Raw genomic sequence first — 23,527 nt, 5'->3', positions numbered from 1 at the left:
CGCCCGGTTGCGCATCACGTCATTTGCTGGCGGGCGACTTCCTCCAGAACGGTGAGCGGCATGGCGCCCATCGTCAGAATCTTGTGGAACGCCTTCGGATCCCATTGCGCGCCCGCCTTCCGCTTGGCCTCGTCACGCAAGCGGACCCAGACGGTGTGGCCGATCTTGTAACTGCACGCCTGGCCCGGCCAGACGGTGTAGCGGTCGATCTCGCCCTGACTACGGCCACGCGCGATGCCGGTGGTGGCGATCAGATAGTCGGTCGCCTTCTCGCGGCTCCACCGTTTGGCGTGCATCCCCGAGTCCACCACGAGGCGCGTCGCGCGGAAGAGCAGCGACTGCAGATAACCGACTTGGCCTAGCGGATCGCCCTCATACAGGCCCATCTCGTCGGCAAGCTGCTCGGCATAGAGCGCCCACCCTTCGGAATAGCCCGAATAGAACTCGCGGCGGCGGATCAGCGGGATGTCCTGGCTCTCCAGCGCGGACATGACCTGGAGATGATGACCCGGTACTGCCTCGTGATAGCTGAGCGTCGCCAGTCCGAATTTCGGACGGTCGAACGTATCGCGGAGGTTGATGAAGTAAATCGCCGGTCGCGTGCCGTCCAGTGAGGCGGATTGGTAATATCCTCCGGGAGCACCTGCCTGAATGGCCTCGGGCACCCGACGGACTTCGACCGGCGCCCGCGGGAGAACGGCAAATTGCTCGGGAAGGCGCTTCGTCATCGCCGAGATCTGCCCGCGCAGTTGCAGGAGAAGCTGTTCGCGCCCCGGATCGGTATTGGGATAGAGTTGATCGGGGCGCTTGTTGAGGGCCACCAATCGGTCGCCGACGCTACCCTGGGTCAGTCCCTGTGACCGGAGGATGGTGTCGATCCGCGCTCCAATCTCCGCCACTTGTGCGAGGCCGAGCCTGTGGATCTCGTCGCCGGTCATGTCCACCGTGGTCGCTGCGCTGGCCGCCGCAGCGTAATAGGCGTCGCCATCGGGCAGGCGCCAGACGCCGGCATCATGGCGTGCACGTCCGCGAAGCTCGGTCACCAGCGCGCGTTGCCGGTCCAGCGCAGGGTAGACCCGATCCCCAATCAGCTTCTCGACGAGCATCGCGCGTTGCGGCGGCAGGTTGGCCGCCTTGAGCTTGGCAGAAAGGTCCGCCACGAGACCGCTCGCGCCGGGTGTCTTGTCGCGTACCGCCGCCAGCTGTTTGAGCGTGGTGTCGAGGATGAAATCCGGGGCAAACACGCCCTTGGCAGCGTCTTCCTGCTGCCGTTCGGTTTCCGCATCGATCGCGCCGGCGAATGCCTCCACCCGCGCGACATAGGCGTCGGCGTCGGAAGCGTTTTGAACCCTGTGCTGGTTGGCCAGGAAGTCAGGGACATTCCGGTACGCGCCCGTCAGCTGCGACAGGACATAGGGCGCGTATCGACTGGCACTGGCCCCATAGGCATAGCGCTCGCCGTCTAGCACCCGCTCTACGCCATAGCGGACGACATCGTAGTCGAGGCGTGCTGCTTCGCTCAGCGCGTCGCGCCGTACTGTCTTCAAGGCGGCGAGTTCCTGCCTGGCCCGCGCGAACTGTCGTGTTTGCGCAGCGCGCGATGTGTCGTCCAGTTTCGTCTTCAACTGCGTGCGCGTGCCGGTATCCAGGCCGAGCGACGTTGCCTGTTCGGGGCTGTCCTCGAGGCGGGCGTAAAAGAAACGATCGAGCATCGCGCGGAAGTCTGCGTCCTGATTGCGCGAGGCTGCGAAAACCGCCTGAGGCAGTGTTGCCGCAGCTGCAGACAGCAGGCTGGTAGAGGCAAGGAATTGACGGCGGTGCATGATCGCTCCCGATGATGATGGCGACCGGCTTACTGTATTCTGTCGCTGGAATTTAAGCGATTTGTTTGCATTTAAGGATTGTGACGGGCGTTTTGCGGAACGTCAGGCGTCGGAACGCAGGCGGTAACCAACGCCCAGTTCATTGGCGATGACGCTGCCGACCGGCCCCGGATGTTCCAGTTTCTGCCGCAGGTTGCGGATCACGATGCGGAGATATTCGACGCGCGGGTCCTCCTCGCCGCCCCATGCCGCAGCGAGCACGCGCTGGTGCGTGACCACGCGACCGACATGCCGCGCGAGCACCGCGAGCACGTCATGCTCCTTGCGCGTCAGATGCAGTTCCTCTTCGCCACGGAACACGACACGGCGATCGAGATCGATGCTGACGTCGCCGGTGCGCACGATCTTGGGCGTGGTTTCGGACAGTCCGCGATGCCGCAGCGCCACGCGCAGGCGGGCCAGCAGTTCCTCGCTGTCGAACGGCTTGGTGATGAAATCGTCCGCCCCCAGATCGAGCGCGGTGACCTTCTCGTCGACCGCATCGCGCGCCGACACGACCAGGATCACCGCATCGCCGTGCGTGCGCAGCAGCGGAATCAGGCTCAGCCCGTCGCGATCGGGCAAACCGAGGTCGAGCAGCACCGCGCTCGGATGCTCGACCGCCGCCTGGTGCAGCGCTTGCCGCCCGTCCTCCGCCTCGACCACGGCATAGCCCGCGCGGGTGAGCGTATTGCGGAGCAGGCGACGGATGGCGGCTTCGTCGTCCACCACGAGGATCTTTGCGGGCATTCAGGCAAGGCTTTCGGGTTTGGGATCGCGGACGATGAGCTTGGGCGGAAAGATCAGCGTGAAGGCAGCGCCCGGACCGTCGTCGCGGTTCCCGGCCTCGACCGTCATGTCCATCGCCTCGGCGAACGCCTTGACGATCGCGAGGCCGAGCCCCGTTCCCCCGATCGCGCGATCGGACCCTTCGAGGCGGCGGAACGTCTCGAACACTTCGGTTTCCCTGCCGGGCGGCAAGCCGGGGCCATGATCCTTCACCGCGAGGCGAAGCTCGCCGAAGCGGTGCCGCCCCTCGATCACGATCTCGGTGCCGGGATCGCCGTAGCGCCCCGCATTGTCGAGCAGGTTGAGCAGGCAATGGTGGAGCAGCTGCGGGTCGGTATAGACCAACGGCAAATCGGGCGGGACGTCGAGCCGGACCGCATGGCCTTCCAGCGCACGCCGCGCATCGTGCGCCGCGCCGGTCACCGCATCGCTGAGGTCGGTCGGCTCGACGTTGAGCTTCAATGCCCCCGCCTCGACTCGCGCCATGTCGAGCAGATTGGCGACGAAGCGGTTGAGCCGCGCGGCCTCGGCCTTGATCGTCCCGATCAGCTCTGGCGTCGCGCCATGTTCGAGCTGGTCCGCCGCGGCGATGACCGCGGTGAGCGGGGTGCGCAGGTCGTGGCTGACCGAGGACAGCAGCGCCGCGCGCAACCGGTCGCGCGTCCGCACGGTCTCGACATCGCGCATCTCGACTTCGAGCCGCAACCGCTCGAGCACCAGTGCGGACTGGTCGAGCAAACTGCTGAGCAACGGCAGCTGGTCCGCGCGGACCGGGTCGGCAGTCGTCTCCTTGGCGACGCCGAGCACACCGAGCACGCGGCCACCGGCTTTCAGCGGCTGAAACAGCCATTCCGATGCCGCGAGCGTGCCCGAGCCCTTTCCCGCCGCCATTCCGGTGTCGAGCGCCCAGGTGGCGGCGGCGGTATCCATCGTGTCGAGATGGTAAGCCGCATCGCTCGCCGCGAGGATCTCGAGGTTGGTGCCCGTCCCGGCGACGAGCAGGATGACCTGTACGTCGAGCAGCCCGCCGACGTCGTCGCAGATCATCTGCGCGGCGACGTCGATATCGTTGACGCTGGTGATCTGCCGCAGGAAACCGGCGAGCGTCGCATTGGTCCGCGCGCTCGCCGCGGCAAGATCGGCCTGCGCGCGGACGCGCGAGGTCAGCTGGCTCGTCGCGATCGCGATGCCGAGCAGGACGACGACCGAGACCAGGTTCTCGGGGTTGCTGATGCTCAGCGTGCCGACCGGCGGCAGGAAGAAGAAGTTATAGGCAAGGCTGGAGGCGATCCCCGCGAACAGGCCGGTGCGCAGGCCATACAGGCTCGCCGCGGTCATTACCGGCAGCAGATACAGCAACGCGACATTGCCGAGATCGAGGATGTGGAGCAGCGCGCTGGCGATGCCGGTGATGCCCGCGATCATCGCGGTGGTCACCGCATAGCCACCGGGCGTGCCCCAGCGCGCGGGACGGCGGCGGCCACGTTCGCGTGCCGCCCCTTCGGCCACCATCGGCAGCACGTGAACCGTCACCCCCGGCGTATCGCGGATCACGCGGTCGACGACCGAGCCGTGGAGCCATTCGAACCAGCGCGACCGGCGCGACTTGCCCATAACGAGCTGCGTCGCGCGCGCGTCGATCAGGAAACTCTGGAGTCCGGCGACAACATCGGTCGCGGGCACGGTGGCGACCGCCGCGCCGAGCTGCGTCGCGAGCGTCATCGCCGCGGCGACGCGCTGGTGCTGCGCGTCGGTGAAATGCGCCGCGCGCGGGGTTTCGATGAACACCGCGGTCCACGGCCCCCGCAGGCCGTCCGCGACGCGCTTGCCCGCGCGCACCAGCGTGTCGGCACCGGGCAGTTCGTTGATCGCGACGACGATCCGGTCGCCGCCCGCCCAGGTGCCGCCGAGCCCGAGCGCGCGGACGTCGTCGAGCATCCGCGCGTCGACCGCCTGTGCCGCGCGCCGCAGCGCGAGTTCGCGCAACGCCGACAAGTTGGATTTGGAGAAGAAATGTGACAGCGCGCGCGTCGCTTCCTGCGGCAGATAGACCTTGCCCGCCTTCAGCCGATCGATCAGCTCGTCGGGCGGGATGTCGACGACCTCGATCTCGGCCATTTCCAGCACGCTGTCGGGCACCGTTTCGCGGACGCGGACTCGGGTGAAGCTGGCGACCACGTCGTTGAGGCTCTCGACGTGCTGGATATTGACGGTGGAATAGACGTCGATCCCCGCGGCGAGCAGTTCCTCGACGTCCTGATAGCGTTTGGGGTGACGGCTACCGCTTGCATTGGTGTGCGCGAGTTCGTCGACGAGGACGAGGCCCGGCGCGCGCGCAAGGATCGCGTCGAGATCCATCTCGTACAGCGTCCGCCCTTCATAGGGGATCGGAAGACGCGGCATGATTTCGTGCCCGCGAGTGAGCGCCTCGGTCTCCGTGCGCCCGTGCGTTTCGACGACGCCGACGACGACATCCGCCCCGTCGCGCCGGCGCGCCGCGCCTTCGGATAGCATTTCGAAGGTCTTGCCGACTCCGGGCGCGGCACCGAGGAAGACCTTGAGACGCCCTCGGCCCTCCTGCGCGGCGGCGCGCAGGAGGGCGTCGGGATCAGGTCTGCCGTCGCCCGAGACCGGCATCAGCGCGCAGGCTCGCCGGAGGCTGGCAGAGCGTCGAGCGCGCGGTTGAGCGCGAGGACATTGACGCGCGGCTCACCCAGGATCGACGCATCCGTCGCATCGGTGACCAAAGTGCGAACCCGCTCGACCGGCACGCTGCGGACGCGCGCGATCCGCGGCGCCTGCGCCAAAGCGGCGGCGGGAGAGAGGTCGGGGTCGAGCCCCGAACCGCTGGCGGTGACCAGATCGGCGGGCATCGGACCGGTCACGCCCTCGGCACGGCGCTTGGCGATGTCGGGTTTCACGCGATCGACCAGCGCCTGGCTCGCCGGGCCGAGGTTGGACCCCGACGACGCAAGACCGTCATAGCCCTTGCCCGCCGCCGATGGCCGGGTCTGGAAGTAACGATCGGTCGTGAAGGCCTGTCCCACCACGGTGGAGCCGATCACGGTACCTCGGGCGTCGCGCACCAGGCTCCCGTTCGCCTGGCTCGGGAACAGCGCCTGGCCGATTCCGGTCATGGCGAGCGGGTAAACGAGCCCGAGAAGGACCGCGAACAGGATCGTCATGACGATCGCTGGTCGGAGTGCGGAAGAGAAATCCTTGCCCATGTCTGTCTATCCTTACGCGAGACCGAGGCCACCGACCACAAGGTCGATGAGCTTGATGCCGATGAACGGTGCGATCAGGCCACCCAGGCCGTACACCGCGAGGTTGCGCGCGAGCAGCGGTCCGGCTGCCATCGGCTTGTAGGCAACGCCGCGCAGCGCCAGCGGGACGAGGCACGGGATGATGACCGCGTTGAAGATGATCGCCGACAGGATCGCGCTTTCGGGGCTGCCCAGCCGCATCACGTTGAGCACGCCAAGCCCCGGATAGAGCACGACGAACATCGCCGGGATGATCGCGAAATATTTCGCGACGTCATTGGCGACCGAGAAGGTCGTCAGCGCCCCGCGCGTCATCAGCAACTGCTTGCCGAGGCCGACGACCTCGATGAGCTTGGTCGGATCGCTGTCGAGATCGACCATGTTCCCCGCTTCGCGCGCGGCTTGCGTGCCGGTGTTCATCGCGACGCCGACATCGGCCTGCGCGAGCGCGGGCGCGTCGTTGGTGCCGTCGCCGCACATCGCGACCAGGCGGCCACCGGTCTGTTCCTTGCGGATCAGCTCGAGCTTGTCCTCGGGCGTCGCCTGGGCGAGGAAATCGTCCACGCCCGCCTCTGCCGCGATCGCCGCCGCAGTGAGCGGATTGTCGCCGGTGATCATCACCGTGCGAATGCCCATCGCGCGCAACTCGCCGAACCGCTCGCGGATGCCAGCCTTGACCACATCCTTGAGGAAGATCGCGCCGAGCAGCCGCCCGTCCTGCGCCACCGCCAGCGGCGTGCCGCCGGCGCGGGCGATCTCGTCGGTGATCCGGCGGAGTTCGGTCGCCGCCGCGGTTTCGCCCGATCCGGCATTGGCGCGCAGGATCGAATCCACCGCCCCCTTCTGGATCAACGTATCGCCGATCTGCACGCCCGAGATGCGGGTCTGCGCGGTGAACGGGATGATCTCGGCCCCGGTCGGAAGCTCAGTCGTCGCGACGCTGAACGCTTGCCGCGCGAGCACCACGATCGAGCGGCCTTCAGGCGTTTCGTCGGCGAGGCTCGCGAGCAAGGCGGCCTCGGCGAGTTGCTGCGGGCTGGTGCCCGAGACCGCGCGGAACTCGCTTGCCTGCCGGTCGCCGATCGTGATCGTGCCGGTCTTGTCGAGCAGCAGCACGTCGATGTCGCCTGCCGCCTCGACCGCACGTCCCGATTTGGCGAGCACGTTGAAGCGCACCAGCCGGTCCATGCCCGCGATGCCGATCGCCGAGAGCAGCGCAGCGATCGTCGTCGGGATCAGCGTGATCAGCAACGCCGCCAGGATCGCCACCGGGATCGACCCGTGGGCGTAGGACGCGAAGCCCGGGATCGTGCCGACCGCGATCAGGAAGATGATCGTCAGCCCGACGAGCAGCAGCGTCAGCGCGATCTCGTTCGGCGTCTTCTGGCGCTCGGCGCCTTCGACCAGCGCGATCATCCGGTCGAGGAAACCCTTGCCAGGTTCGACCGTCACCTTGACGCGGATCTCGTCCGAGATGACGCGCGTGCCAGCGGTCACCGCCGAGCGATCGCCGCCCGCCTCGCGGATCACCGGCGCGCTTTCGCCGGTGATCGCCGCCTCGTTGACCGAGGCGACACCCGAAACGACGTCACCATCGGACGGGATCAGGTCGTTAGTCTCGACCAGCACGATATCACCGACCTTGAGCTGGCTGGCGGGGACCGCGTCGAACTCGCGACCGTCGCCCTTCAGCCGCTTTGCGGTCAGTTCCGCCTTGGTGGCGCGCAGGCTGGCGGCCTGCGCCTTGCCGCGCCCTTCGGCGAGCGCCTCGGCAAACGTGCCGAACAGCACGGTCAGCCATAGCCAGATGGCGAGCTGAAGCTTGAAGCCGAGCGACAGATTGTCCTGCCCGACCACGAGCAGCACGGTCATCAACGCCGCGACCACGCCGGTGACGAACATCACCGGGTTGCGGATCAGTTCCTTGGGATCGAGTTTGAGGAACGACGCCTTGATCGCGGGCACGACGAGGTCGGCCGTGAACAGGCTTTTTGTCTGGGTCTTTGCCATGGTGGCCCCCGATCAGGACAGTGTGCCGCTGATCATCGCAAGATGATCGGCGATGGGACCGAGCGCGAGGCTCGGCAGGAAGGTGAGACCACCCAGGATCAGGATGATGCCGACCAGCAGCCCCACCCACAGCCCGCCCGTCGTCGGGAACGAGCCCGCGCTTTCGGGCGTGTACTTCTTCGCCGCGAGACTCCCCGCGATGGCGAGCATCGGCACGATGATGAAGAACCGCCCGACCCACATCGCGACACCCAGCAGCCCGTTGTAATACGGCGTGTTGGCAGTCAGGCCAGCAAAGGCGGAGCCGTTGTTGGCTACCGCGCTGGTGAAGGCGTAGAGGATCTCCGAGAAGCCATGCGGCCCCTTGTTGAGCGGCCCCGCGAGTCCTTGTTGCAGCACCGACGACAGCGCGGTGAGCCCGAGGATCATCAACGGCAGCACCGCGATCGCCAGCACCGCGAGCTTCACTTCGCGGCTTTCGATCTTCTTGCCGACATATTCGGGCGTGCGCCCGACCATCAGCCCCGCGACGAACACCGCGAGGATCGCGAACAGCAGGAAGCCGTAGATCCCTGCGCCGACGCCGCCGATGACGACCTCGCCGAGCTGCATGTTGAACAAAGGAACCAGCCCGCCGAGCGCGGTGAAGCTGTCATGCATCGCATTGACCGCACCGCACGACGCCGCAGTCGTGACGACCGAGAACAAGGCGGACGCGGCGATCCCGAAGCGGACCTCCTTGCCCTCCATATTGCCGCCAGCAACGCCGAGATGCTGCAGCACCGGGTTGCCCGCGGCTTCCTGCCAATAGGTGACGGTGACGCCCGCGAGGAACAGGATCAGCATCGCCGACAGGATCGCCCAGCCCTGCTTGGTGTTGCCCACCGCCTTGCCGAACGTCCAGGTCAGCCCGAAGCCGATCAGGAAGATCGACAGCATCTGGACGAGGTTGGTCAGCGCAGTCGGGTTCTCGAACGGATGCGCGCTGTTCGCGTTGAAGAAGCCGCCACCATTGGTGCCGAGCATCTTGATCGCTTCTTGGCTCGCGACCGGGCCGAGCAGCAGCGACTGTTTCGCGCCCTCCAGCGTCTGCACGTCGACCACGCCCGCCATCGTCTGCGGCACGCCGCTGGCGATATAGAAAAGTGTCAGTGCGACACAAATCGGCAGCAACAGGTACAGCGTGATCCGGGTCATATCGGCCCAGAAATTGCCGATCGCTTTCGCCTCGCGCCGCGCAAAGCCGCGGAACAATGCAAAGGCGAGCGCGATGCCGGTCGCTGCCGACAGGAAGTTGTGGATCGTGAGCCCCAGCATCTGGCTGAGGTTCGACATCGTGCTCTCGCCGCCATAGCTCTGCCAGTTGGTGTTGGCAGTGAAGCTGATCGCGGTATTGAACGCGAGATCCGGCGACAGCCCGGCCAGCCCCTGCGGATTGCCCGGGAGCATGCCCTGCAGCCGCAGGACGGCATAGGTAAACGCCATGAGCACGACGTTGAACAGCAGCATATGCAGCGCATAGCGCCGCCAACCCTGCTCGGCGTCGGGGTCGATCCCGGCGAGTTTGTAGAAGCCGCGCTCGACCGGGCCGAGCACGATGTGGAGCGGCGTCCGCCGTCCCTCGTACAGCGTGAAAAGCCACACACCGACCGGCTTGGTCAGCGCGAGCAGGATGGCAACGAAGCCCAGGATCAGGAACCAGCCCTGGAATGTCATTGGTCCGCCTCCTTCAGAAGCGTTCGGGGCGGATGAGAACCGCCACCAGGTAGAGGAGAAGGCCGAGCGCGGTCAGCGCCGCGAGCCAGAGGTCGAGGGTCATTGCCTGCTCCTCACGCGTTATCGCAGAGGCGGGCGAAGGCGAGCGTCAGCGCCACCAGCCCGACCATGATGGCGATCCAGAGAACGTCCTGCATCAGATGTCCTTTCGAGGTCAGAAGGCAGCCGTCAGCGAGACCACGACGGTGCTGCCGGCGATGTTGCCGGTGCCGTCCTGGCCCTTGCTGAAGCTCGGGCGGAGGTAGCTCGCCTCCTGGTTCGAGATGTCGGTGTCGATGTAGCTGACGTTGAGCGTCAGGTTCTTGTAGGTGGCATCCGCCCCTAGCGACCAATCCCAATAGTCGCCGGTGGGCGCGACTGCGGTGGCGTTCGGGCCGAGGCCATCCTGCCCCGAGCTGTGGCCGACGTGCGCCTTGGCGGTGATGGGCGTACCGGCAACCGCCAGCGCGCCGTCACCCCACAGATAGAGGTTGTCGTCCTTCGCGCCCGGACGGTTGTAAACGCCGGCCGCGGCATCCGCGCCGGTGTTGTACCATTTGCCGATCGCCTGCTGCTTGGGCGCATAAGCGACGCCCGCGGTCAGCGTGGCGGGGCCGGTCGTGCCGGTCAGCTTGGCATAGGGCTCGGCGAAGTCGGTCTTGTCCGCCCCGCCCGGATACATGTACCAGGTCACGCCGACGTCGAGCGTCGCGCTGTCGGTCAGCTTGGTCTTGTAGCCGCCGATCAGGTCGAGCTCCATGTTGGCGCCGCCGAACGTCCCCCAGCCCGCGAGGTTCGACGCCCAGGTACCGACGTAGAGCCCGCTCTGGTGCGCGATCGTGACGCCGCCCTGGATCGCCATCTCCTGGTCCGACTGCGACACGCCGCGGAAGCGATAATCGGACGCGAGCGCGACCGACCCGCTGACGGTCAGCGCGGAAGGGGGTGCGGTGGGCGGGTGTGCGGTGGCCTCGGCCGCGGCGGCCTTGTCGTCCGGAGTCGATTGCGCGTGTGCGGCGATCGGAAACATTGAGATCGCGACGACCGCGGCCGCATGACGGAACTTCATTGGTGCACCCCTTGAGCGGCGCTCGTCCCACGACGATGCCTTCAGGGATGGGCGATTAGGCGCATCCAACGTTCGATTTCGAGATCGATTCCGGGAAAAGGCATAGTGCGCGCATAGTGTTGACGCATTTTTCGTCGGTTACGACCAACGCCGCCGGGGGGTTGCAGCCTTACTCCTCCAGACCCAAGGCCCCACGGTCGGCGGTTGCCGCCGCCAGTTCCGCGCGGGCGGAGGCGATGCGGGCCTGTGCGTCGATCAGGCGAACGCGTGCGTCGGTGGCGGTGTCCTCGCGCTGGTTGACCAGGAAGAAGTCGCCCGATCCGAGCGCGAACCGCCGCCGTTCCGCTACCGCGAGACGCTCGGCCAGGCCTTGCTCCTCCGCGGCGATGGTCGCCAGTCGTTCGGTCGCCCCGACCGCGATCACGATGCCCTCGACCTCGACCGCGATCTGGTCGCGCAAGAAACGGCTGCGTTGGGTCAGTGCGTCGATTTCCGCCCGGGCTTCTGCCGCGCGCCCCTTCGCCGCGCGGTTCTGCAACGGCACGCTGAACCGGAAGCCGACCAGCGCTTCCAGCGGCGTTTTAGTCGGACCGCCGAGCCCGACCGCGCCGATATCCTTGCCGACCTCACCCCGCAGATCGAGCCGCGGTGAAAGGTCGTTCTCCGCCAGCATCAGCCGCGCGGTCGACTGGTCGATCCGGGTCAGGATCGCGCGATAGTCGGGGCGCTCGACCGGTGCAGGTCCATTGCCGCGCAGCGCCACCCCGGACAGCGCGCTGCTGTCGGGTGGCAGCCGCTTTGCCGATACGAGCAACGGTGCCCCGTTCTCGTCGCGCAGGTAGAAGGAGAGGGCATTGGCCGCCGTGGCGAGATCCTGCTCCGCCCGCACGGTCAGCGCACGCCGCCGGACGAGGTTCTGGTCGTTCTCAACCAGCAGGATGTCGGGCCGCGCGCCAAGCGTGATCTGCCGCGCGATCGCGCCGCGCCGCCGTTCGGTCAGATCGAGCAGGTCGCGATAGGCGTTCAGCCGCAATCCCGCCGCGACCCACGTCTGATAGGCATCGACCGCGCGACGCTGGACCCCGATCGCGACCATCGCCGCCTCGAACCGGGCCACGTCGATATCCGAACCGGCGACGCGTCGGCGGGTCCGGCGTTCATCCACCACACGGTCGCGCAGCAACGCGAACAACGCGCCGACCTTCGCCTCGCCGAGGCGATTGGTGTAGGACTGATCCTCATACACCGGGAAGGTCCCGCGCGACGCGCGATAGTTGCCATAGAGATAACCGCCATTGCCCGTCAGCGGTCGGGTCGCGCGGCCCTCGACGACGGTGCCGTCATAATAGCCCGCGACCCGCGAACGTCCGTCGACGTCGAACACCGTGTCGAATGCGCCGTCTGCGGACAGCGCACGTCCCTCCGCTTGCCGAACGCGCGCCAGTGCCTCGACGATCTGGGGAGCGGACCGTGCGGACGACTGCAACACCTCTTCCAGCGTCAGGGGTTCGGTCTGCGCGATCGCGGCGACAGGGCACAGGGCTGCAACCACGAACAGGATCAGGCGGATCATTTCTTGCCGCCTTCGTCGCTGGCCGTGTCCTTCGATTCCGCAGGCTTGGCGCCCGCCTTGGCCGGCGGGGCAGGGCGGCGGCCGAATTCCAGCGGGAAGTCGTTAAGCTGACGCCACAGTTCATAGCCCACCAGCACGGTCTCCCCGCGCACCCAGCCGCGCACCTTGCCGCCGGGCCGAACATAGTCGCGCGTCGGCCAGGCGGGTTTGCCCGGCGCTGGTTCGACCAGAATGCGGAAAAGCCCGTCGGGTGCGGCATTGGGATCGATCGCGCGGACGCGGCCGTCGAACATGCCTTGCGCGACCGAGGGCCAGCCGCTGAACTGGATCGCGGGCCAGCCCTCGAATTCCAGCCGGACCGGACGGCCGGGGCGGACCAGCGGCATGTCGCGCCCGTCGACATACAGTTCGACCGCGCGCTGGACGCGTTCGGGTGCGATCACCGCAAGCACCGTGCCCGGCGACACCATCGATCCACCGGTCGCGGCGTTGAGCTGCTGCACGCGCCCGTCGCGCGGCGCGCGGACCATCTGCGCGGACTGTCGGTTGAGCTGGATGTCGATCCGGTTGAGCTTCGCGCGCGCCTCGGCCAGCTTGGCGCCGGCGTCCGCGACCTTGATCTGCGTCTGCTCATAGTCACGGCGCGAAGCGAGCCCTTCAGCGAACAGCTGGCTTGTGCGGTTCACGTCGATCCCGGCGACCGCGCGGCTCTGCTGAACCGCGGCGATCTCCGCCTGCACTTGCGCGCGCTCGGCCCGGAGCCTGGACAGCAGGTCGGGATCGAGATCCGCAACCCGTGCGATCGGGTCGCCCTTGGCGACATGCTGTCCGTCCTGGACGTACCATTGTTCGACGCGACCGGGAACGAAAGCGGTCACCTGTTGCTGGCGGTCGTCGGGATCGAGCGCGACGACTTGTCCCGTGCCGCTCGCGGTCTGCACCCACGGGACCAGCCCCATGATCGCCACCGCGACCATGATCCCGATGATCAGCATCCCCGCGATGGTGAGTGCGATACGCGGCGCGCGCATCGACGCCAGCGTCGGAAAATGTGCCACGCGGTCAGGCTGGTACGCCATCATCGCCTCCACGCTGCTGATCGTCGTTCATATCGGCAATCAGCGCGTCACGCGTTGCGAACCGGCGCTGTCGGTGGGGTTCGAGCCGGAACCAGCCATCGAGCGCAATGTCTTCGGGTCGGCCGGTACAGAGCAGGACGGTCGTCTCCGCCGCCTTCAACCGCTGCAGCACGTCTGCCAGCCGCTGGGCAGGGATCAGATCGTAGAGCTGCGACAGCATCAGCACGCGTGGCTGGACGAGTAGCGCGTTGGCGAGCTTGAGCGCCATCACCTCGCGGATCGACAGCGGATAGCCCGATCCGGCAAGCGGGGTATCGAGCCCGTGGGGAAGCCGCGCGATCCGTTCGCGCAGACCGACCGCGTCGAGCGCATCGAGCATCTTGCCCGACATCGCCCCCGCAGCACCAAGTGCAAGATATTCGCGGATCGTGACCTCGACGATCGTCGGCCGGTCGAGCACCATGATTTCCGAGCGCAACAGGTACATGTCGAACGTCGTCAGATCGGTGCCGCCGACCGTGACGAGACCGCGCTCGGGCACGCTGTGGCGCTTCAGCACCATCGCCAGCAGTCGCTCGGCACCCCCGTCTGCCAGCGTGACGAGCTGTTCGCCTGCAGCGACCGCGAAGTCGAAACGGGCGTCCTCGATCGCGACGCCCTCGAGCCGGACTGCGCCGTCCGCCGGCGCCTGTCCCGCGGCGGCAACGGCGTGTTCCTGGGGGATCGCGAACACCAGCGACAGTTCCTCGGCGCTCGCGACGAGGTCGTACAGCGTGTCGAGATACCAGCCGAGCTGCGAGATCCCGTAGAACACGCCGCTCAGGATCAGCTCGGCGGCGACGAGCTGGCCGATCGACAGTTCGCCCCGCAGGATCAAGTTGCCGCCGAGCGCGAGCAGCGCGGCGCTGGCAAACGCGTAGAGCAGCAGGAAGGCGACCGTCTGCGCAAAGCTGTAGCGGAAATAGCGGCGATGCCGGTCGATGTAGGTGGCAGTCACCGCCTCGGAGCGATCCATCGCGAAATCGAGATGACGGCTCGACTTGTAAAAGCCGTTCGACCCGCCGACGCTCTCCAGCCAGCGCGCGGCGTCATGCTTGGCATGGCTGAGCGCGACCGCTGAACGAATCGATCCGCGCGACCACAGCAACCAGATCGCAAGCACCAACAGGATCAGCAGCGCGTTGAACGCCAAGAAGAACGGATGATAGAAACTGGTAATCACCAACCCGACCGCGGATTGCAGCAGGATCGTGAAGCCGCCGATCACCAGGCTCGGGATCGCCTTCTGCACCACGACCAGATCGAAATAGCGGTTGAACAGGTCACCGCGATTCTGGTCAGCGAAGAACGGGTTCTGCGCATGGACCGCGCGCTGCGTGATCTCGGCGACCACCCGCGCGAAGAAGCGCCGCTCGAACAGCGCCATGATCCAGAAGCGGAGCGCGCTCAGCCCGGCGACGAACAGCAGCAGCAGCAGGAGCAGCCCGGCCAGCGTCCAGAGCGGGGCGGGCAGGGCGGTGTTGGCGACGCTGTTGATCAGCAACTGGACCGAGATCGGGGTCGCCAGCGACAACAGGCTGATCGCAAGGCCATAGACCATTGCAAGCCGCAGATAGGGCATGTCGGGCCCGACGATCTCCGCCAGCCACCCCGCCGCTTCACGCCAACCGATCCGTTTTCCTGCCACGTCCATCGTCCGTCCTAACTGACCCCGGACACAGGATCGTTCCGGCGGGCCATTGGCGCAAGAATGGGTAAGCTATACTTCCGATAGGATATACCTATCGGACGACCGCACGCAACATTTCGGCGATCAACCTATAGGCGGGTGCCCGACCGGCACCCGTACGCCACAGCAGGCCGATCTCGCGATACGGGCGCCCGCCCTCGAAGGGGCGCACGACCACGTCATCGCCGTCGCGGATTTCCTGGCGGACGTACAGGTTCGGCAGCAGCGCGAGACCCATGCCCATTCCGGCCATCTGCCGGATCGCGTCGAGGCTGGTGCCTTCATAATCGTTGAGCACGACCGCGCCGACCTCTTCGGCAATCACGGCGACCTGTTGCGCCAGGCGATAGTCCGCGACGAGCGTCAGGAGGTTTTGCCCCGCCAGATCGCCGACGGTCACGGACGTCTTCTGGCTGAACGGATGATCGGCGGCCATCGCCAGATACAGCGGCTCGCGGAACAAGCGCTCGCTGTGGAAGCCGCGCCCTGCAACGGGTAACTGCGCGAGGATCAGGTCGTGATCCCCGGCCGTGAGTCCCGCCGTCAATGCGGACGGAAGCCCTTCGCGCACATGGATCCGCAGCGTCGGATGTTCGCGGTGCAGACGCGCGACCAAGCCGGGGAGCAGATAGGCGCCGAGCGTCGGCGACACGCCCAGCCGGATCGTGCCGACCAGCGCGTCGGCCGACGCCGCACGGACGTCTTCCAGGTCGACCAGATCGAACAGGATCCGCCGCGCCCGCTCCAGCAGTTCACGCCCAAGCGGCGTGAGGATCGCGGGACCACCGCGCTCGAACAGCGGTGCACCGAGGATCGTCTCCAGTGCGCGGATCTGTTGCGAGAGCGATGGCTGGGACACCCCCATCCGCTCGGCGGCACGCGTGAAGCTTCCGGCCTCGGCGAGCGCGACGAAGTAGCTGAGTTGGCGGATCGTCGTTCGTGGGCGCTGCATGGGGCATGGTACCGAGCCGCTACGCCTTTGGCACGCCCGAAGAGATTGCGGGGTCCTTGCGGGGAGAATGCGGGGGCGGGATCTGGCGTACCTAAAGCCCCTCCCCCTCGGGGGAGGGTTGGGGTGGGGAAGTCCAGCAGAACCGAGTTCTCTGCGAGGCACCGCCCCACCCCCGACCCCTCCCCTGAAGGGGAGGGGATCACGCCAACCGCAATTAAAGCCCCTCCCCTCGGGGGAGGGGTTGGGGTGGGGCAGTCCAGCAGAACCTACTTCTCTGCGAGGCACCGCCCCACCCCCGACCCCTCCCCTGAAGGGGAGGGGCAAGAAGAGGGGGCACCCCAATCGCAACGCCACCGACCAGCGTGGCGCGTGAACCCTCAATCCCGGAACAGCAGCGGGGCCATTTCGTGCAAGCTGCGACGCCAGGTCAGGAACTCGTGCGCCGTGTTGGGCGAAACGTAGAACGCACTGTTGATCCCGGCGGCCTTGATCGCTGCCGCATTCGCGCGCGGATCGGGGCGGGGGGCGCCGCCGGGCGCGGGCGGGCGGTTGCCTTCGAGTTCACGACTGCCGAAGCTGACGAACACCAACTTCACCTTGTCCTTGAACCCCGGCGTTGCGCCGACGTCGTCCATCCCGACCGTGCCGCCGCTCAGCAGGCCGATATAGGCGAACGTGTCGAGGTTCTTGGGCGCGATCAGCTTCGTCTCGAAGCCGCCCATCGACAGGCCCGCCATCGCCCGATGTCGCGCATCGGCAACGGTCCGGTAGGTGCGGTCGACATACGGAACCAGTTCGTTCAGCAGCACCGTCTGGAAGGGCCCGATGTCGAAGCTCGCAAGGCCGCCGGGGCTGCCGGGCTTGATCTCGTTCGTCATGCCGTAGGTCATCACGATGATGAAGGGCAGCGACTTTTTCTCCGCAACCAGATTGTCCATGATCAGGTTTGCATGGCCCTGGTTGCTCCATGCGGTCTCGTCTTCGCCCCAGCCGTGCTGGAGGTACAAGACGGGGTAGCGGGTCTGCGGCTTGTCCCCGTAACCGGGGGGCGTGTAGACCAAGGCCCGGCGTGGCGTGCCCGTACTCGGCGACGGGAACAGGATCTGCTCGACACGCCCATGCGGCACGTCCTTCAGCGCGTAGAAATCGGCATCATGCGCCGGTATCTCGATCCCGCTTTCCCAGCGGGTCGATCCATAGAAGTTCAGCGCACCCGGGTCGTTGAACGTGCCGCCATCCACGGTGACGTGGTAATAATGAAACCCTTCGTCGAGCGGACCTTCCGACGTGCCGATCCAGGTGCCATCGGGTGCCTTGGCAAGAACGGTACCGCCGCGTCCGCCCAACCCGAGGCTGACCCTCACGGCTGTAGCCTCCGGCGCGACGATCCGGAAACGCGCATAGCCTTGCGAGTTCACCTGCGGGTATTGCTGTCCGGGTTGGTTGAGCGATGACGGCTTGAAGTCTTCGGAAATGGACGGCGCAACTGTCTGCGCACCAAGCGGGAAGGCCGAAATACCGGCCATCAACAACGCTGCTGCTATGCGTTTCATCATGCTCTCCCTGAAGTGTTCGTGCCGCCCTGTTTGGCGATCGACTGATCTTGACCAAGGTATTGCAACAACCTTTGCCGCCTGCAACGTCTTAATCTGCAAGAGACGCCTGCTCTGCGCGAATAATGCCAGCGCCAGCTGTCGTGTTGTCGTCATCCGAGACGGTGGACCACAACGGCTTCATCACCACGCCTAACCGGCCAACGTCCGGGCCGGCTCGGAGAGGGGCGACCGTGGGGCCATCAATCCCTGTTTGCACGCGCGATCGGATCGCCTAGAGGGCGCTATCCCCGGGGGGCCGCTGACGCGCGGCTGAGAGGTGGGCTGCAGCCCATGACCCGCTGAACCTGATCCGGCTGATACCGGCGTAGGGAGGGTTGGCGGAGTGTCCGTCGTCCTTCCGTGTGGAGTGGACGTAAGACAATGCCGGCAATGATTTCGTATGATGGGTTGAGGAGCCGGCGCGCGGCGTTGGTGCTGACGGCGGTGTTTCTGACGGTGCCGGCATCTGCATGGGCACAACAGACCACCGAAGACACCGCGGACATTCGCGTCACCGGACACCGCGATCCCGAAGGACTGTTGCCCGACCAGACCGCGCCCAAGGCGGTGAGTGAAATTTCCGCCGACTTCATCGTCAAGCAGGCGCCGACGCTCAACGCGTTCCAGCTCGTCAACCTGTTGCCGGGTGCAAACGTGGCGTCGAGTGACCCGTACGGCCTGTCGACGAGTTCGAGCCTGACGCTGCGCGGGCTGGGGCAGGATCAGATCGGCGTCCTGATGGAAGGCGCGCCGCAGAACGATATCGGCTATTATTACGCTTATCCGTCGCAATTCGCCGATCCGGGCAACCTGCGCACGATCACCCTGGCGCAAGGGTCGGTGGACATTGATTCCCCGACCGTGGGCGGGGCAGGCGGGCTACTGTCGCTGACGCTCGACGACCCCAAGGCCGCGCCGCAAGCACTGCTCGACGTGTCGCTCGGCTCGTACGATGCGCGGCGGGTGTTCGCGCGGGTCGATACGGGCGAGATCGGGCGGACGGGCGTGAAGGCGTTCGTGTCCTATTCGTACACGCGCGCGGACAATTGGCGGGGGGCTGGCTTCGACACGCGCCGGCATGTCGACGCGAAGCTGTTGCGCGACTGGGGCGACGGCAACCGCGCCAGCCTGGCGCTGTCGTACAACAATGCCAATGCGTCGAGCTATCCCAGCCCGACGCTCGCGGACTGGCAGGCGCAAGGTCGCGGGTTCAACTATGATGCGCGCTACACCGCGGGAAACACCAATTACTGGCGGCTGTACCGGGCCCCGTTCCGCAACCTCTATGCGTCGGCTCCGGTGCATCTCAAACTGAACGACCGGCTGACGCTCGACAGCACGACCTATTTGCAGTTCGGCTACGGCAATTCGCCGTACGGCACGCAGCTTGCCACGACGGGCAACTTCCTCGGCAATGAGGAACTGACGCAGCCGATCGTTCTGCCAGGCGCGGTGGATGGCGTCGCGACGGTGCTCGGCAATTACACCGGCGACCAGATGCGCACCGGCAATGTCACCAAGCTGACGTTGCAGGCGGGGATCCACCGGATCACGGGCGGCCTGTGGTTCGATTACGGCACGGACCGGGTCACGCAAACCTACACGACGGTCGATCCGGACGGGAACCCGACCGACCGATGGGGATACCGCGACAGGGCGATCCAGACTGCGGATGGCCGCCTGCTCGCTTATGAGAACCAGCGGACCGTCACGGTGACGAAGGGGTTCTTCCTCGCCGACAGTATCGCGCTCACCCCGCGCCTGACGCTCGACGCCGGTTTCAAGGGCGTCAACCTGCTGCGCAATGGTCGCAACTATCTCCCCGGGCCGCAAACGCGGGTCCGCAAGGACAGCTTTGCGGCCTTGCCGCGCGCCGCGGTCCATTGTGCGTTGAGCGATCGCCAGCAGATCTTCGCCAACATCACGACCAATTTCCGGACGCCCAACGAATTCACGCTCTACGACAGCTATGACGGCGGCGTGGTTTCTACCCGCGGGACGAACGCGCTGAAGAACGAATATTCGGTCTCGCAGGAGCTTGGCTATCGCTACATCGGGCCCAATCTGTCCGCATCGGCGACTGCCTTCCACTACAAGTTCCGCAACCGGCAACTGGCCACGGTGATCGACGTTGGCGGCGCGCAGGTCAATTCGACGCTCAACGCCGGGGGGCAGACAACGTACGGAGTCGATGCGGAAATCGATTATCGCCCGGCGAAGGGCGTCAGCGTCTATCTTTCGGGCGAGTATCTGCACGCGCGGATCGACGATGATCTGCCGGTTGGCGGGGATTTCCTCCCCACGCGCGGCAAGCATGCGGTGTCCAGCCCGAGCGTCCAGTTCGGCGCGGGCGGCACCTATGATGACGGGCATTTGTTCGGCAGCATCGCGGGTAAGTATCTCGGACCCCAATATGCGACGTTCATGAACGACGAGCGGATCGCGGGCTATGCGACGCTCGACCTGTCGGTCGGCCTCCATCTGGCCGACTGGATCGACGGGAAACGGACGGATCTGCGCGTCAACGCGATCAACGTGACCAATCCGGACGTCCTGGCGGGGGTGCAGGCGGTCAGCACCAACGCGCGCGATGTAGTAGGGCGCGGCGGCATTGTCATTTCGGGCTATGCGCCCGCCTATTACATCGGCAGCGGTGCGGCGGTCATCGCGACCGTGTCGCGTAGCTTCTGAGCATGGCCAAGGCCGCACCCGCGTCCACCGGGCATCTGGTGCACGGCATGGGCACCGCGTTGGAGACGCCCGCCTGGCCCATGATCGAGGTGGGCGAGGCCGACGCGGTCCTTGCCCGCTTTCCGGCGGCGGGCCGTATCGAGCGATTGCTGTGGCATTCGCCGCGGCCGTTTTCCGCGGCGACGCTGATCGATACGACGCGCGGGCAGTTCCTGCTGAAACGGCATGATCGCCACGTGCGGTCGGCGGCGGAGCTGTCTCAGGAACATGCGTTCGTGTCGCATCTCGCGGCGGCCGGAATATCGCTGCCCGAAATCGTGCGGACGACGGACGGTGCCAGCACCCTTTCGATGGGCGAGGGGACCTTCGAGCTTCAGCGCCGCGCGGCCGGGGCCGACCTGTATCGGGACAGGCCCTCCTGGACCCCGTTCCTCTCCTATGTCCACGCACACGCGGCGGGTGTCGCGCTTGCCCAGGTACATCAGGCGTCCCGCGGGTTCGACGCGCCGGTGCGCACGGTGCAGCCACTGGTCGCGAGCTTCACCATCCTGCCGGCGAGCGATCCGATGGCGGCGGCAGAGGCCTATGTCGCGGCACGCCCCACGCTGGCGGCTTTCCTCGCCACCTTGCCGTGGCGGAAGGAACTGGAGCTGCTTTTCGAAGCACTGGCGGGAGGGCTGGCGGCGCGCCTTGCCGATCAGCCTTCGCTTTGGACGCATAACGATTGGCATCCGTCCAATCTGCTCTGGGCTGCGGACGGCACGGTTGCGACGGTGTTCGACTTCGGATTGTCCGACCGGACTTGCGCGCTGCACGACCTCGCCACCGCGATCGAGCGGACGGCGGTGGAATGGCTGCGACTGGGTGACGACGATGATGCCATCGCCGATCCGGCGGCGGCGCTGTCGTTGATCGCGGGCTATGTGACGATCCGGCCCTTGAGCTGCGCCGAGATCGAGACAGTCGTTCGACTGCTGCCGCTGGTGCATATCGAATTCGCCCTGTCCGAGATCGCGTATTTCGCAGGCGTCTTGGGGGATCCTGCGGCCGCGATGCATGCCTGGGACGCGTATGCTATCGGCCATGCCCAATGGTTCCTGTCCGCACCCGGCCAGGATTTCCTGGCGCAGGTCGGCACGGCGGCGAACGGTTGATGTCGACGCTGGAGATCGTTGCGGTCGTCGTCAGCTTCCTGGCGATCTGGCTGACCGCACGGCGCAATCTGTTGTGCTGGCCGCTGAACCTCGTCGCCTGCGGCTTGTATTTCAAGCTGTTCCTCGACGTGCGCCTCTACGCCGACATGGCGCTGCAGGCGGTGTTCGCCGTCGGCATCCTGTATGGTTGGCTGGTTTGGACGCGCGGCAAGCGCGATACGGGGGCGGTCGTCGTGGTGCCGCTGAAGCGATCGCACGCGCTGATGGGGCTGAGTGCCGGGGCGATCGGTGCGATCGCGATCGGGTGGTTCACCAGCCACCATACAGACGCCGCACTGCCGTGGATCGACGCCACACTCAGCAGCTTCAGCCTTGTCGCGCAATATTGGACTGCGCGACGTCATCGCGAAAACTGGCTGCTATGGATCGTCGTCGATGTCGCCTACGTTGCGATGTTCGCCTTTAAGGGGCTGACGCTGACCGCAGGATTATATGCGGCGATGATCGGACTTGCTATTGCGGGATATCGCGAGTGGCGGCGGGCGGGGCCTGCTTCATCCATCGTCTGACAGACGGACTAGCTAGCGGATCGCCGCGCCACCAAAAGCCGTAGTTAGCCTGCGACCTTGAGCGACTTGTCCAGCATCGTCAGTTCGAGCGGCGTGAGACCAGCGCGCGGATCGTCATTGAGCCGCCGCGGAGCCTGTGCAGCCCTTTTGGACAAAGCCGATCCGTAAGTCCTGCGTACCATGTTCTGCTTCCTGAAGAACGAGTTAACCAATCCCGCACGCTAACGCCGACCTGCGCTGCCGGTTCCACACTGCGCGGAACCGGCCCCCATTCCACTGTGCCGGATTGGTACGGCCCGGTTCGATCCCCCCGGTCACTGATAGCGCAGGGCGTTCTCGAACCCCTCGTTCGTCTTGGTCATCTTCGCGAGCTTCCGGAGATAGCCACGCACATGCCGTTCGAAACGGACATCGTCGTATATCCCCGTTACGGGATAGTCGTCCTGCCCGATGAGGTCCTTGATGCGCTTGGCAAACGCAGGCTGGTCGTTAACGTCCGCCGCGCCCTGAAGCCTGCTGCAGACCCATTCCTCGGCGGCGGCCTTGTCGTAATCGTCGCGCGCCTCATAGCCGCGCCGATCCGCTGCCGCCTGGTCCAGCTTCGCCGCCGCCACGCGCCGCGTCAGCCAGTTCCGAACCTGTTCACCGTCCCATATCTTTGTCGGGTTGCTCATCGCGTGCTCCAATAATCGTGCCCATGGCGGCAAGGATCGTTCGTGCGTGAACGCGCCTGCCGGCCAGTCCGCGGCATGCCGACGGCGCTTGTCTTTCCGCGGCAGCCAAGGCAACCCCGCGCGATGCATACCGAGGCAAATCTGGAAACCATCCTGCTCGGGCCGGTCCTCCCCGACCGCGTATGTGGTGACTGCACCGTCTGTTGCACCGTCCTGACCGTGGATACGCCGGAGTTTCGGAAGCCCGGCGAAACGCCCTGCATGCACCTCACGCCACAGGGGTGCGGCATCCATGCGACGCGGCCCACGATCTGCCGAACGTGGTTCTGTGCCTGGAGACGCACCGCGGCGATGCCCGAGCAGGCGCGTCCGGATCTGTCCGGCCTTCTCGTCTCGCTCAATTTCGAACGCGCGCCGCGGAATTGCTTCGAAGGCGTGTCGATCATCGTCCGCACCACCAGTCGCGGCGGTGCGATCGACAAGGGCATGGCGGGGGCCGTTCTCGACAGCCTGTGTCATCAGCTCGTACCCGTCTGGTTCAGCGACGGGACGAAGAAGATGTTGATGCACCCGACGGACGACGTGGCCAGCCTCGTCCTGTCCGGAGAGACGGCCCCTGCGCACCTGCGAGACGAAGTTGCGGCATGGCGCGAGCATTACGGGGTTTTCGGCACCGAGGCCTAGCGATTCTGCTGGTGGGTGGACCCGGGTAGCGGGGGATTGCGGACGCGCACAAGATCAGGCGACCTAAACGCTGCTC

19 protein-coding genes and 1 riboswitch are annotated in these 23,527 nt (G+C 66.2%); of the genes, 4 read left to right on the top strand and 15 right to left on the bottom strand.

Going from position 1 to position 23,527, the window contains the following annotated elements; all coding sequences use genetic code 11:
* Positions 1–14: 14 nt before the first annotated feature.
* From ABIC17_RS13685 to ABIC17_RS13625, 13 genes are all read right to left on the bottom strand, one after another.
* Complete coding sequence (locus tag ABIC17_RS13685) at positions 15–1,823, bottom strand: DUF885 domain-containing protein (RefSeq protein WP_354282588.1); 1,809 nt, start codon at positions 1,821–1,823, stop codon at positions 15–17.
* 102 nt (positions 1,824–1,925) lie between these two features.
* Positions 1,926–2,612 carry a response regulator transcription factor gene (locus ABIC17_RS13680; protein ID WP_354282586.1) on the bottom strand — a complete coding sequence of 229 codons (687 nt, stop codon included), beginning with the start codon at positions 2,610–2,612 and terminating at the stop codon, positions 1,926–1,928.
* Positions 2,613–5,288: a DUF4118 domain-containing protein gene (locus ABIC17_RS13675; protein WP_354282584.1), complete on the bottom strand. Its 2,676-nt coding sequence runs from the start codon at positions 5,286–5,288 to the stop codon at positions 2,613–2,615.
* On the bottom strand, positions 5,288–5,878 hold the full coding sequence (gene kdpC / locus ABIC17_RS13670) for a potassium-transporting ATPase subunit KdpC (RefSeq protein ID WP_354282582.1): 591 nt from the start codon (positions 5,876–5,878) through the stop codon (positions 5,288–5,290). Before kdpC ends, ABIC17_RS13675 begins: the two co-directional genes overlap by 1 nt.
* 12 nt (positions 5,879–5,890) lie before the next feature.
* Entirely contained in the window at positions 5,891–7,927 is a 2,037-nt protein-coding gene (gene kdpB, locus ABIC17_RS13665) for a potassium-transporting ATPase subunit KdpB (protein WP_354282580.1), read from the bottom strand.
* A 12-nt stretch (positions 7,928–7,939) separates the two neighbouring features.
* Positions 7,940–9,643: a potassium-transporting ATPase subunit KdpA gene (gene kdpA / locus ABIC17_RS13660; RefSeq protein WP_354282578.1), complete on the bottom strand. Its 1,704-nt coding sequence runs from the start codon at positions 9,641–9,643 to the stop codon at positions 7,940–7,942.
* 13 nt (positions 9,644–9,656) lie between these two features.
* Positions 9,657–9,746, bottom strand: coding sequence for a K(+)-transporting ATPase subunit F (kdpF, locus tag ABIC17_RS13655; RefSeq protein WP_038665721.1), 90 nt, complete (start codon positions 9,744–9,746; stop codon positions 9,657–9,659).
* A 111-nt stretch (positions 9,747–9,857) separates the two neighbouring features.
* Positions 9,858–10,751, bottom strand: a complete 894-nt coding sequence (locus ABIC17_RS13650; RefSeq protein WP_354282576.1) for a TorF family putative porin — start codon at positions 10,749–10,751, stop codon at positions 9,858–9,860.
* Positions 10,752–10,920: 169 nt separating this feature from the next.
* Positions 10,921–12,324: a TolC family protein gene (locus tag ABIC17_RS13645; RefSeq protein WP_354282575.1), complete on the bottom strand. Its 1,404-nt coding sequence runs from the start codon at positions 12,322–12,324 to the stop codon at positions 10,921–10,923.
* A complete protein-coding gene (locus ABIC17_RS13640) occupies positions 12,321–13,403 on the bottom strand; it encodes an efflux RND transporter periplasmic adaptor subunit (RefSeq protein ID WP_354282835.1) in 1,083 nt (360 codons plus the stop codon). Before ABIC17_RS13640 ends, ABIC17_RS13645 begins: the two co-directional genes overlap by 4 nt.
* Positions 13,387–15,090 carry an ABC transporter transmembrane domain-containing protein gene (locus tag ABIC17_RS13635; RefSeq protein ID WP_354282833.1) on the bottom strand — a complete coding sequence of 568 codons (1,704 nt, stop codon included), beginning with the start codon at positions 15,088–15,090 and terminating at the stop codon, positions 13,387–13,389. Before ABIC17_RS13635 ends, ABIC17_RS13640 begins: the two co-directional genes overlap by 17 nt.
* 94 nt (positions 15,091–15,184) lie before the next feature.
* On the bottom strand, positions 15,185–16,084 hold the full coding sequence (locus tag ABIC17_RS13630; RefSeq protein ID WP_354282573.1) for a hydrogen peroxide-inducible genes activator: 900 nt from the start codon (positions 16,082–16,084) through the stop codon (positions 15,185–15,187).
* Between the two features lie 377 nt (positions 16,085–16,461).
* Complete coding sequence (locus ABIC17_RS13625) at positions 16,462–17,637, bottom strand: alpha/beta hydrolase-fold protein (RefSeq protein WP_354282571.1); 1,176 nt, start codon at positions 17,635–17,637, stop codon at positions 16,462–16,464.
* A 281-nt stretch (positions 17,638–17,918) separates the two neighbouring features.
* A riboswitch (TPP riboswitch) is annotated at positions 17,919–18,028 on the top strand.
* Between the two features lie 32 nt (positions 18,029–18,060).
* Here ABIC17_RS13625 and ABIC17_RS13620 point away from each other — a divergent pair.
* Genes ABIC17_RS13620 through pnuC form a run of 3 tightly spaced genes read left to right on the top strand, consistent with a single transcriptional unit; the run spans position 18,061 to position 22,093 of the window.
* Complete coding sequence (locus ABIC17_RS13620) at positions 18,061–20,370, top strand: TonB-dependent receptor (RefSeq protein ID WP_354282570.1); 2,310 nt, start codon at positions 18,061–18,063, stop codon at positions 20,368–20,370.
* A 2-nt stretch (positions 20,371–20,372) separates the two neighbouring features.
* Positions 20,373–21,524: a phosphotransferase gene (locus ABIC17_RS13615; protein WP_354282569.1), complete on the top strand. Its 1,152-nt coding sequence runs from the start codon at positions 20,373–20,375 to the stop codon at positions 21,522–21,524.
* Positions 21,524–22,093 (top strand): nicotinamide riboside transporter PnuC, encoded by a 570-nt coding sequence (gene pnuC / locus ABIC17_RS13610; RefSeq protein WP_354282567.1) that lies wholly within the window; start codon positions 21,524–21,526, stop codon positions 22,091–22,093. Before ABIC17_RS13615 ends, pnuC begins: the two co-directional genes overlap by 1 nt.
* A gap of 44 nt (positions 22,094–22,137) precedes the next feature.
* On the opposite strand, the gene ABIC17_RS13605 is transcribed toward pnuC, so the two are convergent.
* Positions 22,138–22,275, bottom strand: coding sequence for a hypothetical protein (locus ABIC17_RS13605; RefSeq protein WP_354282565.1), 138 nt, complete (start codon positions 22,273–22,275; stop codon positions 22,138–22,140).
* Positions 22,276–22,407: 132 nt separating this feature from the next.
* Complete coding sequence (locus ABIC17_RS13600) at positions 22,408–22,767, bottom strand: hypothetical protein (protein WP_354282563.1); 360 nt, start codon at positions 22,765–22,767, stop codon at positions 22,408–22,410.
* Between the two features lie 123 nt (positions 22,768–22,890).
* Between ABIC17_RS13600 and ABIC17_RS13595 the strand changes: the two genes are divergently transcribed.
* The gene (locus tag ABIC17_RS13595) at positions 22,891–23,451 is read left to right on the top strand and encodes a YkgJ family cysteine cluster protein (RefSeq protein ID WP_354282561.1); all 561 of its coding nucleotides are present in this window, start codon (positions 22,891–22,893) and stop codon (positions 23,449–23,451) included.
* Positions 23,452–23,527: the final 76 nt, after the last annotated feature.

This window comes from Sphingomonas sp. PvP056 (genome assembly GCF_040549155.1).
Taxonomy (GTDB): domain Bacteria; phylum Pseudomonadota; class Alphaproteobacteria; order Sphingomonadales; family Sphingomonadaceae; genus Sphingomonas.
The sequence above is the reverse complement of the archived record's forward strand: the minus strand, read 5'-3'. Positions and strand labels throughout refer to the sequence as shown.

What these genes read in the sequence shown, in the direction of transcription:
- ABIC17_RS13685 (WP_354282588.1), bottom strand. Translation starts at nt 1,823, where the DNA reads ATGCACCGCCGTCAATTCCTTGCCTCTACCAGCCTGCTGTCTGCAGCT.
- ABIC17_RS13680 (WP_354282586.1), bottom strand. Translation starts at nt 2,612, where the DNA reads ATGCCCGCAAAGATCCTCGTGGTGGACGACGAAGCCGCCATCCGTCGC.
- ABIC17_RS13675 (WP_354282584.1), bottom strand. Translation starts at nt 5,288, where the DNA reads ATGCCGGTCTCGGGCGACGGCAGACCTGATCCCGACGCCCTCCTGCGC.
- kdpC (WP_354282582.1), bottom strand. Translation starts at nt 5,878, where the DNA reads ATGGGCAAGGATTTCTCTTCCGCACTCCGACCAGCGATCGTCATGACG.
- kdpB (WP_354282580.1), bottom strand. Translation starts at nt 7,927, where the DNA reads ATGGCAAAGACCCAGACAAAAAGCCTGTTCACGGCCGACCTCGTCGTG.
- kdpA (WP_354282578.1), bottom strand. Translation starts at nt 9,643, where the DNA reads ATGACATTCCAGGGCTGGTTCCTGATCCTGGGCTTCGTTGCCATCCTG.
- kdpF (WP_038665721.1), bottom strand. Translation starts at nt 9,746, where the DNA reads ATGACCCTCGACCTCTGGCTCGCGGCGCTGACCGCGCTCGGCCTTCTC.
- ABIC17_RS13650 (WP_354282576.1), bottom strand. Translation starts at nt 10,751, where the DNA reads ATGAAGTTCCGTCATGCGGCCGCGGTCGTCGCGATCTCAATGTTTCCG.
- ABIC17_RS13645 (WP_354282575.1), bottom strand. Translation starts at nt 12,324, where the DNA reads ATGATCCGCCTGATCCTGTTCGTGGTTGCAGCCCTGTGCCCTGTCGCC.
- ABIC17_RS13640 (WP_354282835.1), bottom strand. Translation starts at nt 13,403, where the DNA reads ATGGCGTACCAGCCTGACCGCGTGGCACATTTTCCGACGCTGGCGTCG.
- ABIC17_RS13630 (WP_354282573.1), bottom strand. Translation starts at nt 16,084, where the DNA reads ATGCAGCGCCCACGAACGACGATCCGCCAACTCAGCTACTTCGTCGCG.
- ABIC17_RS13625 (WP_354282571.1), bottom strand. Translation starts at nt 17,637, where the DNA reads ATGAAACGCATAGCAGCAGCGTTGTTGATGGCCGGTATTTCGGCCTTC.
- ABIC17_RS13620 (WP_354282570.1), top strand. Translation starts at nt 18,061, where the DNA reads ATGCCGGCAATGATTTCGTATGATGGGTTGAGGAGCCGGCGCGCGGCG.
- ABIC17_RS13615 (WP_354282569.1), top strand. Translation starts at nt 20,373, where the DNA reads ATGGCCAAGGCCGCACCCGCGTCCACCGGGCATCTGGTGCACGGCATG.
- pnuC (WP_354282567.1), top strand. Translation starts at nt 21,524, where the DNA reads ATGTCGACGCTGGAGATCGTTGCGGTCGTCGTCAGCTTCCTGGCGATC.
- ABIC17_RS13605 (WP_354282565.1), bottom strand. Translation starts at nt 22,275, where the DNA reads ATGGTACGCAGGACTTACGGATCGGCTTTGTCCAAAAGGGCTGCACAG.
- ABIC17_RS13600 (WP_354282563.1), bottom strand. Translation starts at nt 22,767, where the DNA reads ATGAGCAACCCGACAAAGATATGGGACGGTGAACAGGTTCGGAACTGG.
- ABIC17_RS13595 (WP_354282561.1), top strand. Translation starts at nt 22,891, where the DNA reads ATGCATACCGAGGCAAATCTGGAAACCATCCTGCTCGGGCCGGTCCTC.